At 73.5% G+C, this 22,155-nt stretch carries 20 protein-coding genes; all 20 read left to right on the top strand.

Features of this window, described 5'->3' with window-relative positions:
* Window positions 1-26 precede the first annotated feature (26 nt).
* The gene (locus V1634_RS10905) at window positions 27-1,598 is read left to right on the top strand and encodes a UDP-N-acetylmuramoyl-L-alanyl-D-glutamate--2,6-diaminopimelate ligase (protein WP_331207646.1); all 1,572 of its coding nucleotides are present in this window, start codon (window positions 27-29) and stop codon (window positions 1,596-1,598) included.
* A complete protein-coding gene (locus V1634_RS10910) occupies window positions 1,595-3,001 on the top strand; it encodes a UDP-N-acetylmuramoyl-tripeptide--D-alanyl-D-alanine ligase (protein WP_331207647.1) in 1,407 nt (468 codons plus the stop codon). Before V1634_RS10905 ends, V1634_RS10910 begins: the two co-directional genes overlap by 4 nt.
* Before the next feature lie 58 nt (window positions 3,002-3,059).
* Complete coding sequence (gene mraY, locus V1634_RS10915; protein WP_107261374.1) at window positions 3,060-4,163, top strand: phospho-N-acetylmuramoyl-pentapeptide-transferase; 1,104 nt, start codon at window positions 3,060-3,062, stop codon at window positions 4,161-4,163.
* 226 nt (window positions 4,164-4,389) lie between these two features.
* Window positions 4,390-5,871 carry an FtsW/RodA/SpoVE family cell cycle protein gene (locus V1634_RS10920; protein ID WP_331207648.1) on the top strand — a complete coding sequence of 494 codons (1,482 nt, stop codon included), beginning with the start codon at window positions 4,390-4,392 and terminating at the stop codon, window positions 5,869-5,871.
* On the top strand, window positions 5,871-6,977 hold the full coding sequence (gene murG / locus V1634_RS10925) for an undecaprenyldiphospho-muramoylpentapeptide beta-N-acetylglucosaminyltransferase (protein ID WP_331207649.1): 1,107 nt from the start codon (window positions 5,871-5,873) through the stop codon (window positions 6,975-6,977). Before V1634_RS10920 ends, murG begins: the two co-directional genes overlap by 1 nt.
* Window positions 6,978-7,047: 70 nt before the next feature.
* Window positions 7,048-8,559: a UDP-N-acetylmuramate--L-alanine ligase gene (gene murC, locus V1634_RS10930; protein ID WP_331207650.1), complete on the top strand. Its 1,512-nt coding sequence runs from the start codon at window positions 7,048-7,050 to the stop codon at window positions 8,557-8,559.
* Window positions 8,556-9,503: a cell division protein FtsQ/DivIB gene (locus tag V1634_RS10935; protein ID WP_331207651.1), complete on the top strand. Its 948-nt coding sequence runs from the start codon at window positions 8,556-8,558 to the stop codon at window positions 9,501-9,503. Before murC ends, V1634_RS10935 begins: the two co-directional genes overlap by 4 nt.
* 292 nt (window positions 9,504-9,795) lie before the next feature.
* Window positions 9,796-10,893 carry a cell division protein FtsZ gene (gene ftsZ / locus V1634_RS10940; RefSeq protein WP_331207652.1) on the top strand — a complete coding sequence of 366 codons (1,098 nt, stop codon included), beginning with the start codon at window positions 9,796-9,798 and terminating at the stop codon, window positions 10,891-10,893.
* 8 nt (window positions 10,894-10,901) lie between these two features.
* A complete protein-coding gene (locus V1634_RS10945; protein ID WP_331207653.1) occupies window positions 10,902-11,651 on the top strand; it encodes a YggS family pyridoxal phosphate-dependent enzyme in 750 nt (249 codons plus the stop codon).
* Window positions 11,652-11,844: 193 nt separating this feature from the next.
* Window positions 11,845-12,561, top strand: coding sequence for a cell division protein SepF (locus tag V1634_RS10950; RefSeq protein ID WP_331207654.1), 717 nt, complete (start codon window positions 11,845-11,847; stop codon window positions 12,559-12,561).
* 23 nt (window positions 12,562-12,584) lie between these two features.
* On the top strand, window positions 12,585-12,899 hold the full coding sequence (locus V1634_RS10955; RefSeq protein WP_101367144.1) for a YggT family protein: 315 nt from the start codon (window positions 12,585-12,587) through the stop codon (window positions 12,897-12,899).
* 40 nt (window positions 12,900-12,939) lie between these two features.
* Window positions 12,940-13,749 carry a DivIVA domain-containing protein gene (locus V1634_RS10960; RefSeq protein ID WP_331207655.1) on the top strand — a complete coding sequence of 270 codons (810 nt, stop codon included), beginning with the start codon at window positions 12,940-12,942 and terminating at the stop codon, window positions 13,747-13,749.
* Window positions 13,750-13,822: 73 nt separating this feature from the next.
* Window positions 13,823-14,548, top strand: a complete 726-nt coding sequence (locus V1634_RS10965) for a hypothetical protein (RefSeq protein ID WP_331207656.1) — start codon at window positions 13,823-13,825, stop codon at window positions 14,546-14,548.
* Between the two features lie 96 nt (window positions 14,549-14,644).
* On the top strand, window positions 14,645-14,950 hold the full coding sequence (locus V1634_RS10970) for a DUF167 domain-containing protein (protein WP_407951764.1): 306 nt from the start codon (window positions 14,645-14,647) through the stop codon (window positions 14,948-14,950).
* A 25-nt stretch (window positions 14,951-14,975) separates the two neighbouring features.
* Window positions 14,976-16,478 carry a potassium/proton antiporter gene (locus V1634_RS10975; protein WP_331207658.1) on the top strand — a complete coding sequence of 501 codons (1,503 nt, stop codon included), beginning with the start codon at window positions 14,976-14,978 and terminating at the stop codon, window positions 16,476-16,478.
* A 431-nt stretch (window positions 16,479-16,909) separates the two neighbouring features.
* Entirely contained in the window at window positions 16,910-17,329 is a 420-nt protein-coding gene (locus V1634_RS10980) for a TraR/DksA family transcriptional regulator (protein ID WP_101367140.1), read from the top strand.
* A gap of 44 nt (window positions 17,330-17,373) precedes the next feature.
* Complete coding sequence (lspA, locus tag V1634_RS10985) at window positions 17,374-18,042, top strand: signal peptidase II (RefSeq protein ID WP_407951765.1); 669 nt, start codon at window positions 17,374-17,376, stop codon at window positions 18,040-18,042.
* Window positions 18,043-18,119: 77 nt separating this feature from the next.
* A complete protein-coding gene (locus V1634_RS10990) occupies window positions 18,120-18,998 on the top strand; it encodes an RluA family pseudouridine synthase (protein ID WP_331207868.1) in 879 nt (292 codons plus the stop codon).
* A 37-nt stretch (window positions 18,999-19,035) separates the two neighbouring features.
* On the top strand, window positions 19,036-20,166 hold the full coding sequence (locus V1634_RS10995) for a hypothetical protein (protein WP_331207660.1): 1,131 nt from the start codon (window positions 19,036-19,038) through the stop codon (window positions 20,164-20,166).
* A gap of 135 nt (window positions 20,167-20,301) precedes the next feature.
* Complete coding sequence (locus tag V1634_RS11000) at window positions 20,302-22,077, top strand: AAA family ATPase (protein WP_331207661.1); 1,776 nt, start codon at window positions 20,302-20,304, stop codon at window positions 22,075-22,077.
* Window positions 22,078-22,155 lie beyond the last annotated feature (78 nt).

A 22,155-nucleotide genomic window follows, 5' to 3' on the forward strand; every position in this document is an offset into this window, starting at 1 on the left:
GGTGCGGGCAAACCACCGGGGCGGCTGTGCGGGGTGGACCCCCCGACGGGGTAGGGTCTGACGCCGTGCCCGGCAATCCCCGTCCCCGCGCCGTGACGCCGGTCCGGCTCACCGACCTCGCCCTGCGAGTCGCCGCCGAGTCGCCCCCGGACGCCGCCGACCTGGCTGTCACCGGGGTGACCCATGCCAGCGGCGAGGTCCACCCCGGCGACCTCTACGCGGCGCTTCCGGGCGCCCGCCGGCACGGCGCCGAGTTCGCGGCCGCGGCTGCGGCGGCCGGCGCGGTGGCCGTACTCACCGACGCGGCCGGCGCCCCGGCGGCGGCCGAGGCGGGGCTGCCCGCCCTGGTGGTGCCGGAGCCGCGTGCGGTGCTCGGCGAGCTGGCCAGCGCGGTCTACGGCGACCCCACCGCCGGGCTGACCGTCGTCGGGGTCACCGGCACCGCCGGCAAGACCAGCACCACCTATCTGATCGAGTCGGGGCTGCGGGCCGCCGGGGAGGTCACCGGGCTGATCGGCACCGTGGAGTGCCGGCTCGGCGACCTGGTGGTGGAGAGCGTCCGGACCACCCCCGAGGCGACCGACCTGCACGCGATGCTCGCGGCGGCCCGGGAACGCGGCGTCACCGCGGTGGCGATGGAGGTCTCCAGCCACGCCCTGGCGATGGGGCGGGTCGGCGGGGTGCGGTTCACCGTCGGCGGCTACACCAACTTCGGCCACGACCACCTGGACTTCCACGCCGACGTCGCCGACTACTTCGCGGCCAAGGCGCGGCTCTTCGACGGCCGCTGCGACGTCGAGGTGCTCAACCACGACGATCCGGCGCTCGCGCCGCTGCGCAAGCCCGGCACCGTCACGTACTCGGCCGCCGGTGACCCGACCGCGACCTGGTGGGCCGACGCGGTCCGGGAGTCCGGCTACACCCAGACCTTCACCGCGCACGGCCCGGACGGGCTCGCGGTCGAGGCCGGGGTGGCGCTGCCGGGCCGGCACAACGTGGCCAACGCGCTGCTGGCGATCGCCGTGCTGGCCGGCGCGGGCGTCGACCCGGCCGTCGCGGCCCGGGGCGTGGCCGCCTGCCCGGGCGTTCCCGGCCGGCTGGAACTCGTCGCGGCGCCCGGCCCGGTGCGCGGGGTGGTCGACTTCGCGCACACCCCGGACGCGGTGGTGGCGGCGCTGACCGCGCTGCGCGACCTGACCAGCGCCGGCAACCGGCTGATCTGCGTGCTCGGCTCCGGCGGCGACCGGGACCACGGCAAGCGCTCCCTGATGGGTGCCGCCGCGTCGGCCGGCGCCGACCTGGTGGTGGTCACCGACGACAATCCGCGCAGCGAGGACCCCGGGGTGATCCGGGCCGAGGTGCGGCGCGGGGCCGAGCGGGACGCCGGCCCGGACCGGGTACGCGAGGTGGCCGGCCGGCGGGCGGCGATCGACGAGGCGGTACGGCTCGCCGAGCCCGGTGACGTGGTCGCGGTACTCGGCAAGGGGCACGAGCGCGGTCAGGAGATCGCCGGCCGGACGTACCCGTTCGACGACCGGGTGGAGTTGGCCGCCGCGCTCACCGCCCGGTTCGGCAACCTGGTGGAGGGGCGTCGATGATCCCGCTGACCCTGTCCGAGGTGGCCGATGCCATCGACGGCCGGCTGGTGGCGGCCGACCCGACCCTGCGGGTCACCGGCCCGGTCGAGTTCGACTCCCGCAAGACAGGCCCCGGCGGGCTCTTCGTGGCCTTCCCGGGGGAGAAGGTGGACGGGCACGACTTCGCGGCGGCGGCGGTCGCCTCCGGCGGCGCGGTGGCGGTGCTCGGCTCCCGGCCGGTCGACGGGGTACCGATGGTGCTGGTCGCCGACGCCCGCGCCGCGCTCGGCAGGCTGGCCCGGACGGTGCTGGACCGGCTCCCCGAACTGACCGTGATCGGGCTGACCGGGTCGTCGGGCAAGACCACCACCAAGGACCTGGTAGCCCAGCTCACCAGCCGGCTCGGTCCCACCGTGGCGCCGCCCGGCTCGTTCAACAACGAGTTGGGGCACCCGTACACCGCGTTGCAGGCCGACGCCGAGACCCGGTTCCTGGTGCTGGAGAAGGGTGCCCGGGGGCTGGGCCACATCCGCTACCTCTGCGAGATCGCGCCGCCCCGGATCGCGGTGGTGCTCAACGTGGGCGTGTCGCACATCGGCGAGTTCGGCTCGCAGGAGGCGATCGCCCAGGCCAAGGGCGAACTGGTCGAGGGGCTGCCGGCCGACGGGCTGGCGGTGCTCAACGCCGACGACGAGCGGGTACGCGCCATGGCGACCCGCACCGCCGCCCGGACCGTGCTCGTGGGCGAGGCCGCCGACGCCGAGGTGCGGGCCGAGGGGGTCAGCCTGGACGATCGCGGGCGGGCGTCGTACACCCTCGTCACGCCGGAGGGGCGGGCGGCGGTCCGGCTCGGGATCAGCGGCCGGCACCAGGTCGGCAACTCGCTCGCCGCGGCGGCGGTGGCCCGGGAACTCGGGATGCCGCTGGCCGAGTTGGCCGAGGCGCTCGGTCGGCTCGGCCTGCCCTCGACCCGCCGGATGGACGTCTTCGACCGCACCGACGGGGTGACGGTGATCGACGACTCCTACAACGCCAACCCCGCCTCGACGTCCGCGGCGTTGCGGGCGCTGGCCGGGATGGGCGAGCGGCGGCGGACCTTCGCGGTGCTCGGCTACATGGCCGAGCTGGGCGATTTCGAACGGGACGGGCACGAGCAGGTCGGCCGGCTCGCGGCCGAGTTGGGCGTCGACCGGCTAATCGTGGTCGGCGAGCCGGCCGCGCCGATCCACGACGGCGCGGTGGCGATGGCGAATTGGGGAGGAGAGTCGGTGCTGGTTACCGATCAGGCGGCGGCGGTCGAGGCGCTGCGCCGCGAGTTGCGGCCGGGCGACGTCGTCCTGGTGAAGGGCTCGCGCTACCGCACCTGGGAGGTGGCCGACGCGCTGCGCGCCGAGGCCGTCCAGCCCGGGAACGGGTCCCGATGAACGGGCCGGTGCCGGGCGCCGGGTCGGTCGTGCCGGTCACGGTGGAAGGTCTGCCGGCGTGAGGGCGGTCATCGTCGCCATCTTCGTGGCGTTCCTGATCTCGCTCTTCGTCACACCGGTCGCGATCAAGGTGTTCACCCGGCTGAAGGCCGGGCAGCCGATCCGGGCCGAGGGCCCGATCATGCACCAGGGCAAGAAGGGCACCCCGACGATGGGCGGCGTGGTCTTCATCGTCGCCACGGTGATCGCGTACGTCGCCGGGCACCTCGCCCTGACCACCCTGCCCGAGGCGCAGATCGCCCAGGTCACCCCGACCATCACCGCCCTGGTGCTGCTCGGCCTGATGGTCTTCTCCGGCGCGGTCGGTTTCATCGACGACTTCCTCAAGGTCCGCAAGCGCAACAGCGCCGGGCTGAACAAGCGGGGCAAGCTGCTCGGCCAGATACTGGTCGGCGCCGTCTTCGGGGTGGTCGCGCTCTACTTCCCGAGCACCGCGGGCGTGACGGTCGGCAGTACCGCACTCTCCTTCATCCGGGACATCAACGCGCTGGAGGTGGGCAAGGTCGCCTCGGTCGTCATCTTCATCTTCGTGGTGATGGCGACGACCAACGGGGTTAACCTGACCGACGGGCTGGACGGGCTGGCCACCGGCGCCTCGGTGATGGTGCTCGCCGCGTACGCGCTGATCGCGTTCTGGCAGTACCGGCACTGGTGCGCGGACACCGACTACGCCAGGGGCGGTGCGTACTGCTACACCGTGCGGGACCCCCTGGAGATCGCGCTGATCGCCGGGGCGGCGGCCGGGGCATGCGTCGGCTTCCTCTGGTGGAACACCTCGCCGGCCCGGATCTTCATGGGTGACACCGGTGCGCTCGGCCTGGGCGGGTTGATCGCCGGGATGGCGATGGCCACCCGGACGCTGCTGCTGCTGCTGATCCTCGGCGGGCTCTTCGTGATCATCACGATGTCGGTGGTCATCCAGATCATCTCGTTCCGGACCACGGGCAAACGGGTCTTCCGGATGTCGCCCCTCCAGCACCACTTCGAGCTGGCCGGGTGGAGCGAGGTCAACATCGTCGTCCGGTTCTGGATCATCGCCGGGATCGGCGTGGCGATCGCCCTCGGCCTCTTCTACAGCGAGTTCCTCGCCTCGGTCACCTGACCTCGGCCCGGGACACGCCGTACCGTTCCGACACGCCGGTCGGCCACCTGCGCCAGGGTGGCCGGACCAGCGCCGATGATGGGCGGATGGGGGAGGACGAGGGGACGGCGCGGTGACCGGGGAACAGCCACGACGGCCGGCGGGTCCCGCCGGCTCCCGTGCCGGCGGGCGGCCGACCGGCGGCGGTCGGTCCACTGACGACGGCGGGCGGCCGGCCGACGGCACCATGCGTGAACCGGTCGGCGGTGGCCCGGCCGGTGCGCCGGCCGGGGTCGACCTGGCCGGTGGGCTGGCCGCGCTGCGCGGGCTGCTGGCCCGGCCGCTCGCCTCCTACTACCTGCTCATCTCCAGCTCCGGACTGCTGCTGCTGATCGGGCTGACGATGGTCTTCTCGGCGACCAGCGTCCGGGCGTACGCCAGCGACGGGAACGCCTTCGCGATGCTAGCCAAGCAGGCGCTCTTCGCCCTGATCGGGCTGGTCGCCTTCTGGATCTGCCAGCGCCTGCCGGCCCGTACCTTCCGGGCGGTCGGGCTGCCGACCCTCGGCGTCGCGGTGGTACTGCTGGTGGTGCTGGACGTCCTGCACCTGTGGGACAAGCTCAACGGGGCCCGGGACGCCGTCCTCGGCCCGCTGGAGGCCCGGCTGCTCTGGCTGTACATCGGCCCGATCCAGGTGCAGCCCTCCGAGCTGGCGAAGTTCGGCCTGGTGCTCTGGGGCGCGGACATGATCGCCCGCAAGGGCGCCGCGCTCGGCTGGTGGCGGGAGCTGGCCACCCCGCTCTTCCCGGTGGTCGGCCTGCTCTTCCTGCTGGTCGGCTACAACGACCTGGGCACCATGCTCTGCCTGCTCGCCGTGGTGGTCGGGCTGCTCTGGGCGGCCGGCATCCGCAAGCGGGTCTTCGCCACCCTCTCGGTCTTCGGCCTGGTCGGGGTCGGGCTGCTGGTCGCCGCCGCCTCGATCGGCGCCGGCTCCGGCGAGGAGGACGCCAAGAACTACCGGCTGGCCCGGCTCACCATGTTCTTCAACCCGCCACCGCCGGACGAGTGCGGGCTCACCGACTGCTACCAGTACCTGCAAGCCCGGTACGCGATCGACAACGGCGGCTGGTTCGGCGTCGGGCTGGGCAAGAGCAGCCTGAAGTGGAACTGGCTGCCCGAGGCGCACAACGACTTCATCTTCGCCATCCTCGCCGAGGACCTGGGCGTGGTCGGCTGTGCCGTGGTGCTGACCCTCTTCGCGGTGCTGGCGTACACCGGGCTGCGGATCGCCCGCCGGGTCGCCGACCCGTTCCGCCGGCTCGCCGCCACCGCCGCGACCGCCTGGCTGGTCAGTCAGGCGGTGATCAACATCGGCGGGGTGGTGGGGCTGCTGCCGATCACCGGCCTGCCGCTGCCGTTCATCTCCGACGGCGGCAGCGCCCTGGTGGTGACCCTCGCCGCCATCGGCATGCTCGCCTCGTTCGCCCGCGCCGAACCGGACGCCGCCCGGGCCCTGCACGCCCGTCCGGCGCCCCGATGGGTACGGCTACTCTGGGCCCCGTTGCCGCCGCTTCCCTCGGCGCGCCGCCGTGGGAAGCCACCCGCGCCGGCCCCCCGGGAACCCGTCTCCGGGTCCGGATCGGGGAGGCGACGGGAGCCCGAGGCCGGGCCAGCAGGTGGCCGGGCGAGGCGAGGGCGCGCCGGTACGGCGAGCGAGAGGAGACGCTGATGGGTCCGCTGCGGTCGGTGGTACTAGCGGGAGGAGGCACGGGTGGGCACATCTACCCGTTGCTCGCCTTCGCCGACTGCCTGCGCCGGCACGACCCGGGAGTACGGATCACCTGCCTCGGCACCCCGAAGGGGTTGGAAAACGACCTGATCCCGCCGCACGGCTACGATCTGCGGCAGATCCCGGCCTATCAGCTCCCCCGGTCGGTCAACATGAACCTGATGCGTACTCCGGACCGGATGTGGAAAGCCGCCCGGGCCGCCGGAAAGGTGATCGACGAGGTACGCGCCAACGTCGTCATCGGGTTCGGCGGCTACGTCTCGGTGCCCGCCTACCTCGCCGCGTGGCGCCGGGAGCTGCCGATCGTGATCCACGAGGTGAACGTGCCACCGGGGGTGGCGAACCGGCTCGGCATGAAGTTCACCAAGCATGTGGCGGTCGGCTTCCCGCACCAGCCGGCCCAGGCCGAGTCGCTGCGCAACGCCCGGGTGGTCGGGGTGCCGCTGCGACGCGGCATCACCACCATCGACCGGGTCGCGCACCGGGCGGCGGCGCGCCAGCAGTTCGGCCTGCACCCGGACCTGCCGGTCCTCTTCGTGGCCGGCGGTTCGCAGGGCGCCCGCTCGATCAACCTGGCGGTCGCCGGTGCGGCCAAGGCGCTCGCCGCCGCCGGGGTGCAGGTACTGCACGTGATCGGCGCCCGCAACGAGCCGGTGCAGGTGCCGCACGACCTGCCGGTGCCGTACGTGACCCTGCCGTACCTCTCGCAGATGGAGCTGGGTTACGCCGCCGCCGACCTGATGCTGGGCCGGGGCGGGGCGATGACCTGCGCCGAGGTGGCGGCGATCGGGCTGCCCACGGTCTACGTGCCGTACCCGCACAGCAACCAGGAGCAGAAGCGCAACGCCCTGCCGGTGGTCGAGGCCGGCGGCGGGCTGCTGGTCGACGACTCGGAGATGACGGCGGCCTGGGTCGAGCAGACCGTGATCCCGCTGATCCGGGACCCGCGCCGGCTGGCCGCGATGGGCGCCGCTGCGGCCGCGTACGGCCGGCGCGACGGCGACGAGGCGCTGCTCGACTTCGTCTACGAGGCGGTGGCCCGATAATGGTGGGCGTACCCGCGGTGAGTGTGGGCAAGCCGGTGACCGGACGGATTCCGAGTGGAAGGCTGGTGTCATGAACACCGCGCAGTTCAGCCCGGTCGGCACGCTGGCCGCCGAAGACCTGGGCCGGATCCACCTGATCGGGGTCGGCGGGGTCGGCATGAGCGGGCTGGCCCGGCTGCTGCTCACCCGGGGCCTCCAGGTCTCCGGCAGCGAGTTGCGGGAGTGGCCGGCGCTGGCCGGGCTGCGGGCGCTGGGCGGCACCATCCACATGAGTCACGCGCCGACCAACCTGGACGGCGTCGACACCGTGGTCTACTCGACGGCGATCCCGCAGGACCACCTGGAGCTGGTCGCGGCCCGGGAGCGCGGGCTGCGGGTGCTGCACCGGTCGGAGGCGCTGGCCGCCGCGATGACCGGCCGGCGCACGATCGCGGTCGCCGGCACGCACGGCAAGACCACCACCACCTCGATGGTGACGCTGATCCTCCAGCACGCCGGTCAGGACCCGTCGTTCGTGATCGGCGGCGAGATCTCCGAGGTGGGTTCGAACGCCCACCACGGCAGCGGAGAGTACTTCGTCGCCGAGGCGGACGAGAGCGACCGCTCCTTCCTGCTCTACCGGCCGTACGTCTCCATCGTCACCAACATCGACGAGGACCATCTCAACACCTACGGCGACTACGCCGGCCTGGAGGAGGCGTTCGTCGACTTCGCCCGGCTGACCGACCCGGACGGGTTCGTGGTGACCTGCGCGGACGACCCCGGCACCCGACGGATGGCGGAGCGGCTGCGCGCCGAGGGACGGAACGTCTACACCTACGGTACGGCCGCCGACGCCGACCTGCGGCTGACCGACGTGGTCTCGTCGGCCGGCGGCGTACGCTATCTCGCCACCCTGCACGGCGAGCCGCTGGGCGAGGTCCGGCTGCCGGTGCCCGGCGTGCACATCGGGCTGAACAGCGCCTCGGCGGTGCTCACCGCCGGCAAGCTCGGCCTGCCGATGGATTCCGTGACCTCGACGCTGGCCTCCTTCCCCGGGGTACGCCGCCGGTTCGAGCGCAAGGGGGTGGCGGCCGGCGTCCAGGTCTACGACGAGTACGCCTACCACCCGACCTCGATGACCGCCGCGCTGAAGACCCTGCGCGAGGTGGCCGGCGACGGCCGGCTGATCGTCGTCTTCCAGCCGTACCGGGTCTACCGCACCCGGGACCTCCAGGCCGAGATGGCCACCGCGCTCGCCATCGCCGACGAGGTGGTGATGCTGGAGGTCTTCGGCCCGGGCGAGGTGCGGGCGCCCGGCGAGGGTGGGGCGGCGCTGACCGACGCGATCGACCTGCCGGCCGAGCGGAAGATCTTCCTCCCCTCCTGGGAGGACGTGCCGGCCGAGGTGGTTCGACGGGCCCGCCGGGGTGACGTGGTGGTGACCATGGGTGCGCCACCGATCTCGCTGATGGGCGACGAACTGCTCGACGCGCTGGCCGGCGGCGGCGCGGCCGACCAGCCGGCCGCGACTGCGGGCACCGCCGAGCAGGGGGCGGCGGCGACCCCGCGCGGCGCCGGGGCAGCCAGCGACGCCGGATGAGCCCGGGCACGCCCCGGGGCCGGTCCGGCGGGCCGGCTCCGGGTGGACGCTCCGGCGGTCCCGGGCAGGGTGGCCGGGGAGCCGCTGGGCGGGGCGCGGGCCGTTCGGTCCGGGGCGGTCCTGGCGTCGGCGGCGCCCGCTCCGGCACGGGCCGTCCGCCGGCCGGCCGGTCGGGTACGGGGCGTGGCGCCGGCCGGGGCTGGCGGCTGGTCCGGGCCGGCACCGACGCGGTGCCGCCGTCGGTACGCCGGTTCACCCGGCGGGCCCGGCAACGGCGGGTACGTGCGGCGCTGCCCTGGACGGTGCTCGCCGGGGTACTGGTGCTCAGCCTGGCCGGTGCGGCGGTCGTGTACGCCACCCCGCTCCTCGGCTTCCGTACGCTGCGGGTCGTCGGCACCACACTGGTCACCGACGACCAGGTACGCCAGGCCGCTTCGGTGACCGAGGGCGTTCCGCTGGCCCGGGTCGACCTCGACGGGGTCCGGGCCAGGGTCGCCGAGCTGCCGCCGGTGGCCCGGGTGACGGTCTCCCGGCAGTGGCCGAGCACCCTGCGGGTGGAGGTGGTGGAGCGCACTCCGGTCGCGGTGGTGCCGCAGAACCGGCGCTTCCTGGTCGTCGACGCCGCCGGGGTGGTCTTCCAGACCCGGTCGGACCGGCCGGCGGGGCTGCCCCTGGCCCGGCTCCGCACGCCCGGCCCCGACGACACCGCCACCGAGGGCGCGCTGACCGTGCTGGCCAACCTGACCCCGGAACTGCGGGAGCGCCTCGTCGAGCTGGTCGTGGAGGGCCCGGCCCGGATCACCGTGAAGCTGCGCGGCGGCCGTACGGTGCTCTGGGGCGACGCCTCGCGCAGCGACGCGAAGGCGCAGGTGGCGACGTCGTTGCTGGCCCGCGAGGGAGACACCATCGACGTACGGACGCCGGACGTGGTGACCATCCGCTGACCGGTGATCGGGCCGTGCGCTCCGCTCCGCCGGTCGGTCGCGTCGACACGCCGGTCGGCCTCTCGTCGGTGACGTTTGTCGGCGGGCGTGCCGACACGCCGCGCAGGTCCTTGGGTTCGGCCGCGCGTACGCATACGTTGCCCCGAGAGGATCAATGGTTGACATAACTGTAAGCCTCTAGTAGAGGGTGAGGGTTACCCTTCGCATCCTCGTACCGAATGGTTGTCGGCCTCGCTCCGGCCGGATCGCCGGGCGGGGTAGCGGCCGCCGAGATCGAAGGAAAGGACCGGCGATGACACCTCCGCACAACTACCTGGCGGTCATCAAGGTCGTCGGCATCGGCGGCGGCGGCGTCAACGCCGTCAACCGGATGATCGAGGTCGGGCTCAAGGGCGTCGAGTTCATCGCGATCAACACCGATGCACAGGCCCTGCTGATGAGTGACGCCGACGTCAAGCTCGACGTCGGTCGGGAACTGACCCGGGGGCTGGGTGCCGGCGCCAACCCGGACGTCGGCAAGAACGCCGCCGAGGACCACCGCGACGAGATCGAGGAGGTGCTCAAGGGCGCCGACATGGTCTTCGTGACCTGCGGTGAGGGCGGCGGTACCGGTACCGGCGGCGCGCCCGTGGTGGCGAACATCGCCCGCAAGCTCGGCGCGCTCACCATCGGTGTGGTGACCCGGCCGTTCTCGTTCGAGGGCAAGCGCCGGCAGGTGCAGGCCGAGGCCGGCATCGACGAGCTGCGCAACCAGTGCGACACCCTGATCGTCATCCCGAACGACCGGCTGCTCGCCCTCGGTGACCGGGGCATCAGCATGATGGACGCCTTCCGGCAGGCCGACCAGGTGTTGCTCTCCGGTGTGCAGGGGATCACCGACCTGATCACCACGCCGGGTCTGATCAACCTGGACTTCGCCGACGTCAAGAGCGTGATGAGCGGCGCGGGCAGCGCGCTGATGGGCATCGGCAGTGCCCGGGGCGACAACCGGGCGGTGGAGGCGGCCGAGGCGGCCATCTCCAGCCCGCTGCTGGAGCAGAGCATGGACGGCGCCCGTGGGGTGCTGCTCTCCATCGCGGGTGGCTCCGACCTCGGCCTCTTCGAGATCAACGACGCGGCGCAACTGGTCACCGACGCCGCCCACCCGGACGCGAACATCATCTTCGGTGCCGTGATCGACGACGCGCTCGGCGACGAGGTCCGGGTCACCGTGATCGCGGCCGGCTTCGACGGCGGCACTCCGGCGTACAAGCCGGTGGAGCAGGCCCGCAAGGTCGCCCCGCCGGCCGTCGCGCCGGTCTCGCCGCCCCCTCCGCCGCCGGTACAGGCCCCGCGTCGGGTGCTCTTCGACGACGTGGACGTGCCGGACTTCCTCAAGAACGGTTCCTGAGCCGCCAGATGACCGAACCACCCCTCCCGGCGCCGGACGACGAGCGCCGGGCAGAGCTCGCGGCCAACCTGGCCCGGGTACGTTCCCGGATCGACGCCGCCTGCTCGTCGGCGGGCCGTGATCCGGCCGGCGTCACCATGGTCGCGGTGACCAAGACCTATCCGGCCTCCGACGTGGCGCTGCTGGCGGGGCTGGGCGTGCGTGACGTGGGGGAGAACCGCGACCAGGAGGCGGCACCGAAGGCGACCGAGGTGGCGGCGACCGGTGCCCGGGTGCGCTGGCACTTCGTCGGCCAGCTCCAGCGCAACAAGGCCCGCTCCGTCGTCCGGTACGCCGACCTGGTGCACTCGGTGGACAGCGTACGCCTGGCCGGTGCTCTCGCCGACGCGGCGGCGCGGCACCGGGAGCGTCCGCTGGAGGTGCTGGTGCAGGTCAATCTGGACGGTGCCGCCGACCGGGGCGGTGCGCTGGTCGACGGTGCCGACCCGGACCGGGGGGTCGAGCAGGTCGCGGCGGCGGTCGCCGGGTCGGACCGGCTGCGTCTGGCCGGGGTGATGGCGGTCGCCCCGCTCGGTGCGGACCCGGAGCCGGCATTTGCCAGGTTGGCCGAGGTCGCGGCCAGGCTGCGGGCCGGATATCCGGAGGCGGTCGCGGTCTCGGCCGGGATGAGCGGTGACCTGGAGGCGGCGATCGCGCACGGCGCGACACATGTGCGGATCGGCAGCGCGTTGCTCGGAATGCGTAGCACGCTGCGGTAGCCTGGTAACCGGACACCAAACTACATCAGTGTTGTTTGAGGCGACATCCCCACTGGCGGGGGTCGGGGTGAGACCGGTTTCACGGTCGTGCCGGGGGTTGCCGTCTCGGGCCGGTGGGCACTGCAGTGTTCACGCGCGTGACAGGGGCACGGCACGGGGGGTGTGTGTCGCACGGCGGACGGAGGGGCGCGGGATGGGTGCACTGCGCAAGGCGGGGGTCTGGCTCGGGCTCGTCGAGGAGGACGACGAGCGGGCCTACGACGACGGTGGCTACGAGAAAAGTGGCTACCGCGAGTCGCGTTACCGGCAGAGCCGGTACGCCGACGAGTTCGCCGACGAGGACGAGGAGCAGGACGAGGCTCCGCCGCCCCGGCCCCGGGCCGGTGAGCGGACCCGGCTCGCCGAGCGCAACGTCGGCCGTTCCGTCGAGCACGACCGCGACCGCGACCGCGTCGATGGTGACCGTCCGGAGCGGACCGAGCGCGCGGAGCGATCCAGCGTACGGTCGATCAGCCGGCCGAGCAGCAGCGAGCCGTCCACCGCGTTGACTTACCAGACCCGGGACAATCTCGCGCTCGCCCCGCAGGCCCAGTTGCGGGAGCGCCCCGTGCCGGTGGAGCAGCCGGAGCAGCGCTACCAGATCACGACGCTGCACGTCACCACCTACCGCGAGGGCCGCACCATCGGCGAGCACTTCCGGGACGGCGTCCCTGTGATCATCAACCTCACCGAGATGGACGAGGCCGATGCCCGCCGATTGGTCGATTTCGCCGCCGGTCTGGCGTTCGGGCTGCGCGGTACGATCGAGCGCGTGACCAACCGGGTGTTCCTGCTCTCACCGGCTAATGTCCAGGTCACCGCGGAGGACAAGGCCAAGATCGCTGAGGGTGGGTTTTTCAGCCTGAGCTAGCCCGACCGAGGGATCCGCCTGCCGTGCTTCTGTCCATCCTGTTTCAGGTCCTCTACCTGATCGTCTACGTCTTCCTCCTGGTGCTTTTGGCCCGGTTTGTCCTAAGTGCCGTCCTGCAGTACGGCCGCCGCTGGCAGCCGAGCCGGGGGGCCTCGGCAGGAATGGAGTCGGTGTGGAGCGTCACTGATCCGCCTCTCAAGGCGTTGAGGCGTGTGATCCCACCATTGCGAATTGGTACCGTGAGCATCGACCTGGCCTCCCTTGTGCTTCTGGTTATCCTGTTCGTGCTGATGAGATTCGTGTTAGGGCCGTTGATCAACAGTTCAGCAACCTGGTGACCGGCGTGCCGCGCGGCCGCAACTGACCCGAGGAGTTTCGATGCCGCTGACCCCGGCCGACGTGCACAACGTCGCCTTCAAGAAGCCGCCTATCGGCAAGCGGGGGTATGACGAGGAGGAAGTCGACGCGTTTCTGGACGAGGTCGAGCGCGAGCTCGCCCGTCTGATCGAGGAGAACAACGAGCTGCGCGCCCAGGTGGAGCGCGGTGGCCGTGGCGGCGCACCAGCCGGCCCGGGCCCCGACCCACGACTGGCCGCCGAGCTCAACGACGTCAAGGCCCAGCTCGACCGGGTGCAGCGCGACAAGGCCGCGGCCGAGCAGGCCGCCCGGGCGATGCAGGCCGAGCTGGAGCAGGTCCGGGCCCAGGGCGGCCCGGCGGTCGGCGGCGCCGACGGGGAGCAGCAGGCACTCCGGGTGCTGATGATGGCGCAGCGCACGGCGGACGACCATGTCTCCGACGCGCGCCGGGAGGCGGACCAGCTTCTCTCCGAGGCGCGCACCAAGGCCGAGGAGGTCACCCGTGAGGCGCGGGCCAAGGCCGACGCGCTGGAGCGGGACGCCCGCCAGCGGCACCAGGAGGCGATGGGCGGCCTGGACGCCAAGCGCACCGCGTTGCAGAAGCACATCGAGGAGCTCAAGCAGTTCGAGCGCGAGTACCGCACCCGGCTCAAGGCATACCTGGAGAGCCAGTTGCGGGACCTCGACGGGCGTGGCCAGGGCCTTGAGGTGGAGATGACCCGTACCGACGGCAATCGGTCCGGCGGCAGCACCCCCGGCCTCGCCACCGCCGGCCTGGCGAACTCGTACGGCGGGAGCGGGCGCTCCGGCGCACTCGAGACCGGACGCTGATCCCCCGGCGGGGACCAGCGTGGTACGACAGGACGGCGTACGACAACCGGAACCGATGCGTCGGGGGTGAGCCGTGATAGTCGGCAGTCTGGTGCTCATCCTCGCCGCCGTCGCGCTGCTCGTGCTCGGCCTGGCGAGTGGGTCGAGCGGGCTGCTGATCAGCTCGATCGCGGTCAGCCTGCTGGCCGCCGTCGCGCTGGTGGTCGGCGCCCGGCAGGCGGCCGGGGAGCGGGGCGTGGCCAGCGGCTTCGCTCCGGACGGCCCCGACGACGACGGGCTGGCCGCGCGTGGCGGCGGCGACGGGGACGAACCGCGCCGTCGCCGGCCGCCGACCAGCACCCGGATGGCACCGACCGATCCACGCCTCGGCGGCAGCGACGCGGCCGATCCGTTCGGCGAGCGGGGGTCGGTGCTGACCGAGCCGGTGGAGGCCACGGTTCCGGCCCAGGCCACCCGGGCCGGCGCCGACAACGACGAGACCGGCTGGCGGCAACCGGCCGGCGCGTCGGAGGCGCCCGTGGCGGGTCCGGTCGGGCAGGGCGAGCCGGACGACGACGTCCCGGCGGACGAGCCGGCAGCCCAGCCGGTCTCCGAGGCCGACGCCGCGCTGGTCGCCGCCCTGCTCGACGACGTGTACGTGGTCGACGGCCGGCCGCGCTACCACCTCGCCGACTGTGCACACCTGTCCGGTCGGGAGAGCGAACCGCTTCCGGTGAGCGAGGCGGTGGAGCTCGGCTTCACCCCGTGCGGGCGTTGCGAGCCGGCCACGGCCCTGCTCACCGATGCACCCCGGGGCTGACGTCGGGGTGCCGGCGGCGTCCGGCGTGCCGGCGGCGCGGAGGGGGCCGGCGCACCCCGGCGCACCGGTGGCGTGGAAGGTTCCGGTGTGGGAGCCGTGACCGGGCCGACGGTGCTGACCGTCGCGGTCCGGGTCAAGCCCGGCGCGTCCCGGGCCCGGGTTGGCGGCCGGTTCGACGGCCCGTACGGGCCCGCGCTGGTGATCGCGGTACACCCGCCGGCAGCCGACGGCCGGGCCACCGAGGCGGCCCGGCGGGCGCTCGCCGAGGCGCTCCGGCTGCGGCCGGCGGCGGTGAGCCTGCGCACCGGCGCGGCCAGCCGCGACAAACTCTTCCTGGTCGACGGGGCCGATCCCGACGTCGACGCGCGGTTGCGCCAACTCCGCGACGGACCGGCGCGGTGAGGCCCCGGCCGCGTGTGTGGCGGCCGTGACCGATCGGCTCGACGTCGCCCTGCTGATCGGCGCGGCGGTACTGCTCATCGCCGTCGGCGCGGTCCGGCTCTCGACCCGGCTCGGCGTGCCGAGCCTGCTGGTCTATCTCGCCATCGGGGTGGCGATCGGCGAGTCCGGCCTCGGCATCCAGTTCGACGACGCCGAGCTGACCCGGGCGCTCGGCTTCTGCGCGCTGATCGTGATCATCGCCGAGGGTGGCCTGACCGCCCGGTGGAGCACCCTGCGACCGGTGCTCGGCATCTCCGTCACGCTGGCCACCGTCGGGGTGGTGGTCAGCATCGGGGTGGTCGGGGTGGTGGTGCACGCCCTGCTCGGACTGGACTGGCGGCTCGCGCTGCTCTACGGGGCGGTGCTCTCCTCCACCGACGCGGCGGCGGTCTTCGCCACGCTGCGCTGGCTGCGGCTGCCGCGCCGGCTGGTGACGACGCTGGAGGCGGAGTCGGGGATGAACGACGCCCCGGTGGTACTGCTGGTGGTGCTCCTCTCCACCTCGTCGCTGGCCGGCCACGTCTGGTGGTACGAGGTGCTGCTCGTCGGCTACGAACTCGCCGCCGGCGCCGTACTCGGCTTCGGGGTGGGAATGCTCGGGCGCTGGACGCTGCGCCGGGCCGCCCTGCCCTCCTCCGGGCTCTATCCGATCGCCGCGGTCGGGCTCACCGTGCTCGCGTACGGGGTGGCGACCGTGCTGCACGCCTCCGGCTTCATCGCGGTCTACGTCGCCGGGGTGGTGCTGGGCAACTCGCGGTTGCCGCACCGGCAGGCGATCCTCGGCTTCGCCGACGGGTTGGCCTGGCTGGCCCAGATCGGCCTCTTCGTGCTGCTCGGCCTGCTCAGCTCGCCGGGCCGGCTGGAGAATGCGCTCTGGCCGGCGGTGGTCACCGGGCTGGCCCTGACCTTGCTGGCCCGGCCGCTGTCGGTGTTGGTCAGCGCCACCGGGTTCCGGGTGGGTCTTCGGGAGCAGGCGTACCTGTCCTGGGCCGGGCTGCGCGGGGCGGTGCCGATCGTGCTCGCCACCATTCCGCTCTCCGAGGGGCTGCCCGGTGCCGACCTGCTCTTCGACACCGTCTTCGTACTCGTGGTGATCTTCACTCTGGTGCAGGCCGGCACCCTGGCGCCGGTGGCCCGCCGGTTGGGGATCATCGCCCCGGCCGAGTTGACCGAGTTGCGGGTGGAGACCGCCCCGCTGGAGCGGATGCAGGCGGACCTGCTCCAGTTGGAGATCCCGCCGGGCTCGCGGCTGGTCGGCGTACACCTGGACGAGTTGCGGTTGCCGGTGGGTGCCTCGGTCACCCTGGTCTCCCGGGACGGTGTCGGGTTCGTACCCGGTCCGGACACCCGGTTGAAGGTCGGGGACAGTCTGTTGATCGTGGCGACCGCCCGGGTCCGGGACGAGGTGGAGCGTCGGCTCCGGGCGGTGAACCGGCGCGGTCGGCTGGCCCGGTGGTTTGGGGAGTACGGCGACGATCGGGCGAAATAGTGTTATTGTTCCTTTCGCCCGGTTTACGGATTATTACGGGTTGAAATCGGTAACATCGGTGCGGCATGTTGTCGGACGTCTGTACGTTCCGTATTCTTGCCAACCTCCGGAGTGCGCGGCGTCCCGCCGCGCGCCCGTTTTTGCAATGGGGGACGTCGTGGTCGGACGGGCGAGGGTCGGAGGCGAGAAAACCGGAAAGTCCGGTTCGTCGCCCGCGCCGGACCCGGCCCGGCAGCCCCGCACCGCCGCGCGGCATCGACGTCCGGCGCCTCCGGGACCCGGCGGCGGTGGACTCCGCCGGCAGCACCCCACCGGTCGCGCCCGCCGTAGCGACCGGACCGCGCAGGACCCGCCGGACCGTCACGGGAGCGTCGGAGGTTCCTGTCCAGGCACGGCCGATCGCCGCGGAGTCCGCGGCCGAGGGAGCGACGATGGCTAAGCCAGCAGAGACCAGGACCGCCGGGCGCAAGTCGGCCCCGAAGACGTCGCGCAGCGCCGCGGAGACCGAGAAGATCCGCGCCGCACTGGCGGCCCGCCGGGACGAACTCCGTGCCGAGTACGATCAGACGCTGAGCGAGATCACCGAGCTGCAGCGCGACCGGTTGACCGACTCGGCCGGGGACGACCAGGCCGACACCGGCACCAAGACGTTCGAGCGGGAGCAGGAGATCTCTCTCGCCAACAGCATCCTGGAACGCATCACACAGGTGGAGCGGGCCCTGGAGCGGCTTGACGAGGGCAGCTACGGCTGGTGCGAGCGGTGCGGCAACCCGATCCCGGTGGAGCGGCTCGCCGCGTTCCCGTCCGCCACGCTGTGCGTCTCGTGCAAGCAGTTGGAGGAGCGCCGGTGAGCCCCACCGGGCGGTGAAGCTTACGGAAGGGACTCCTGCTGAACATCGACGACGAGCGGACGACCACCGACGACGAGCCGACCGCGCGGACCCGGGCGACCGGGTCCGGGTCGGACCGGTCCGCACCGGGGCGGACCCGGCGGGTGGCCGTCACGGTACTGCTGGCCACCGCCGTACTGGCCTGGCTCGCCGATCTCGGCACGAAGCACCTCGCCCTGGAGACCCTGACCGACCGTGATCCGGTACGCCTGCTCGGCGGCGCGGTCTACCTGACCCTGACCCGCAACAGCGGAGCCGCGTTCAGCCTCGCCTCCGACCACACCTGGGTCTTCCCGCTGGTCACCGCCGGGGTGATCGGCTGGATCGGCTGGATGGCGGTCCGGCTCCGCTCGCTGCCCTGGGCGATCTCGCTCGGCCTGGTCCTCGGCGGTGCGCTCGGCAACCTGACCGACCGGATCTTCCGGGCCCCCGGCGTCTTCGTCGGGCACGTGGTCGACATGGTCAGCCTCTTCGACCCGTACGGGCAGGTCTGGCCGATCTTCAACCTGGCGGACAGCGCCCTGGTCAGCGGCGTCGTCCTGGCGATACTGCTGGAGCTGGGCGGCCGGCAGCGGGACGGCACCCGGCTGCGCGCCCGGCCGAAGGGCGCCGACGCCGAAACCGACGCCGAGACCGGCGCCGAAACCGAGACCGAGCGACGGGACATGTCGTGACCTCCATCTCCGACGCCGGCCCGCTGCGGCCCGCCGGCGACCGCCGCTCCCTGCCGGTACCCGACGGCCTCGACGGCATGCGGCTGGACCAGGCGGTGTCCCGACTCTTCGGCCTCTCCCGCACCGTGGCGGCGGCCCTGGTCGAGGCCGGTGACGCCCTGGTCGACGGTGCCGCCCGGCCCAAGTCCGACCGGGTCTCGGCCGGCTCGTGGCTGGAGGTGGTGCTGCCGGCGCCACCCGCCGCGCCGACCGTCATCCCCGAGACGGTGCCCGGACTGAAGGTCGTCTACTCCGACGACGACATCGTGGTGGTCGACAAGCCGGTGGGGGTGGCGGCACACCCGAGCCCCGGGTGGACCGGCCCGACGGTGATCGGCGGGCTGGCCGCGCTCGGGCACACCATCGCGACCAGCGGCGCGGCCGAGCGGCAGGGCGTCGTGCACCGGCTGGACGTCGGCACCACCGGCGTGATGGTGGTGGCCAAGAGCGAGCAGGCGTACAGCCTGTTGAAGCGGGCGTTCAAGGCCCGCGAGGTGGAGAAGCGCTACCACGCGGTGGTGCAGGGTCACCTGGACCCGCTGCGCGGCACCGTCGACGCGCCGATCGACCGGCACCCGACCCACGACTACCGCTGGGCGGTGATGGCCGGCGGCAAGCCGAGCATCACCCACTACGACACCCTGGAGGCGTTTCCGGCGGCGAGCCTGCTCGACGTACGGCTGGAGACCGGGCGTACGCACCAGATCCGGGTGCACCTCTCCACCCTGCGGCACCCCTGTGTCGGTGATCTGACATACGGCGCCGATCCCACCCTGGCGGCCCGGCTCAAGCTCACCCGTCAGTGGCTGCACGCCCGTGAGTTGGCCTTCGCGCACCCCCGGACGGCCGAGCAGGTCCGGTTCGTCAGCGACTACCCTGACGACCTGGAAGTTGCACTCCGCATCCTGCGCGACTGACCGACCGGCAGGGATCACCCGACGAGGGAGTTCGTCCGTGCGCCTCGGCGACCTGTTGCGACAGTTGGACAGCCGACTGTTGCCGCCCCTGGCCCGGGGCATGGCCCGGCTCGGGCACGGCCGGCTCCGGCTCCGGCTGCTGACCACGGTGGCGCTGCTCTGTTCGGCAGCCGTACTGGTCACCGCGGTCTGGGCGGTGGACCGGCGACCGGCCGGCGACCAGACCGTCGGCGAGGTCACCCGGGTCGGGGTGATGCAGGGCGAGTCGATCCCCGGCTATCTGGAGGCGACCCGGGGAGAGCTGCGGTCGCTGGTCGCGGCCGGCGCCTCCGACCCGGCGAAGCCGACGTACGCCCTGGTCACCATGTCGGCCTACCTGGCACCGGACCGGCTGACCCCGGTGCTGACCGGGATCGGTGTCTCGGAGGTCTTCGCCCGGCTGTGGCGCCCCGGCACCCAGACCGAGATCGTCCGGATTCCGGCGCTGCGCCTCCCGGACGACGTGGTCGCCGGGATGTCGGAGGTCGCGGCCCGCAAGGAGCAGGAGGCCCGGGACTACCAGGAGCGGGCCGCCGGGGTCACCGGCGACGGCGCCGGGGAGCGGGAACTGCGCCGGTACTACTCCAGCGGTGCCCGGGTCGCCGACGAGGAGGCGACCGCGTACCGGGCCGGGTGCTCGTGCGTCTACGCCGCCGTGGTGCGGGGCGAACCGGCCGCGCTGGAGCGGATCGCCGCCCGACCCGAGGTACGGGCCGTCGACCCGGCACCGGAGGTACGCCGACTGGACCGTACCGTCTTCACCCCGCCACTGCCCGAGCAGGCCGACGTGGCCCGTCCGCCCGCCGACGCGAGCCTGCCGGCGACCGGCGGCGACGGGACCGGTGGTCCGGGCACCGAGGGCGCGTCGGACGTGGACCCGCTCAGCCCGCCGACCTCGGCCCGCCCGGCGGTCGAGTCGCCGGTCGACCCGCCGGTCACCGGGAGCGCCAGCCCGGCCGGTCCCGGCGCGACGGGGCCACCGCCCACGGTGGACTCCCCGGTCGACGACCTACCGCCGGAACCGGACCCGACGGCCGGTTCACCATCGGCCGAGATACCGTCGGACCGGCCGCCGGTCGAGGCGCCGCCGGCCGACCCGCCCACCACCAGGGCGAGCGGCGGAGCGTGACGGTGGGCGGCACGATGGACGTCTGGTCGACGGCGGGCACGCCGACGGCGGTGCTGCGCTGGCGTAGGTGGCCCGAATAGGGTTTGCTTCGTAGCCTGTCAGGGCGGGGACCGATGGTGCTGGGAGGGGCGAGCCGTGGACGGCACCGAGACCGGCTGGGGCCGGCCGGCGGAATCAGCGCCGCGTTGGCGGGCGCTGCTCGACCGGGCCCTGCACGGCGGTCGCACCGACGAGCAGCAGGTTCTCGACGAACGAGGCGGATCCGAGCCGCCCGCCGAGGGCGGCCACCCCGCCGGCCGGTACGCCGGCAACGGTTACCCCGGCAGGCCTGAGCCCGAATCCCGCCCGCCGGCCCCCGGCTACCCGGCCGGGCCCGGTCATCCGGCCGCCCCCGGTTACGGCGGCGCCGGCCATCCGGGGGAGTCCCGCTACGCGGCCCTGGAGGAGGGCTACCGGCCCGATCCCGGCTTCGGTCCCGGACGCCCGGCCGATCCGGGCTTCGGTCCCGGACGCGCGGCCGATCCGGGCTTCGGTCCCGGACGTCCGGCCGAGCCCGGGTACCGTCCCGGCCCGGGGCATCCCGCCGAGCCGGGCTACCGGCCGGGCCCGGACTACCGGCCCGGCGCCGACCGGCGGGAGCCCGGCGGCTACCGGCCCGACCCCGGCTACCGGCCCGACCCCGGCTACCGACCGGAGCCGGCGGAGCCGTACCGGCCGGAGCCGACCGGCCCGGACTTCCCCGGCGAGTCCCGCTACGCGGCGCTCGGCAGCGGCTACCAGCCCGCACCGCCGGTGGTGCCGGCACCGCGCCCCGCCCTGCCCAGCCCGCCACCCCCGGTCCGGCGCACCGACCCGCCCCCGGCGCAGCGGCCGCTGCCGCCTCCCGCCACCGGCCGGTCGGTTCCAGCGCCGCGCAACTCGCTGGCGCCGCCGCCGGTGACTCCGACGCCGCCGGCCGCCCCGCCCGTCGCCCCGCCGTCCGGCCCGGCACCGGCGCATCCGCCGCCCGCCGGCTATCCGGCGGTGGACGTCGGGTACGCCCCGGTCTCCCGCCGGGCCAGCCTCGACCCCTATCCGGGCCGGCAGCAGCGGTCGGCCGACCCCGAGGTGGAACGCGCCCGGAACGTGCTCCGCCGCGAACTCGGCTCCCCCCGGGTGGTCGCCTTCGCCAACCCGAAGGGCGGCGTGCACAAGACCACCGCGACGGTGCTCGGCGCGGCGACGGTGGGCAGCGTACGCGGCCGTGGCGTGCTCGCCTGGGACGACAACGAACTGCGCGGCACCCTCGGCCTGCGGGCCGGCAGCGCCCGGCACGCCCGGACGATCCGGCATCTGGTCGCCGACCTGATCGAGATCGAGGCGCTGCCCAGTACCCAGCTGATCGAACGGCTCGACGACTATCTCCGGCACGCCTCCGACGGCTCGTACGACGTGCTGGCCGGCGAGGAGAGCCCCCGGTTCGCCCAGCGCCTCGACCAGCACACCGTCCGGCGGGTGCTGGAGCTGCTCCGCCGCACCCACGACGTGATCTGTGTGGACACCGGCAACAACGTGGAGAGTTCCAACTGGCAGACGGTGCTGCGCGCCGCCGACCAGCTGGTGGTCACCACGGTGCCCCGGGAGGACGCCGCCTTCACCGCCGACTGGATGCTGGACCTGCTGCACGACATCGGGATGGGCGAGCTGGCCGACAACGCGGTCACCCTGCTCTCCTGCCCGACGCCGGGCCGGTCGCCGCTGCTCGACGACCTGAAGCGGCACTTCGCCACCCGGACCCGCGCGGTGGCGGTGGTGCCGTACGACCCGGCGCTGGAGACCGGGTCGTCGATCGAGTACGCCCAGCTTGCCCAGGAGACCCGGGACGCCTGGCTCCAGGCGGCGTCGATGATGCTGGAGCCGTTCGCCCGCTGAGGGGTGTAAGGAAGGGCCCCCGCTTATCGTTTTCTGTCGTACAAGGGCCCCTTCCTAACGAGCATGGGGTCCGGGGCG

This window comes from Plantactinospora veratri, assembly GCF_036421995.1.
Lineage (GTDB): Bacteria > Actinomycetota > Actinomycetes > Mycobacteriales > Micromonosporaceae > Plantactinospora > Plantactinospora veratri.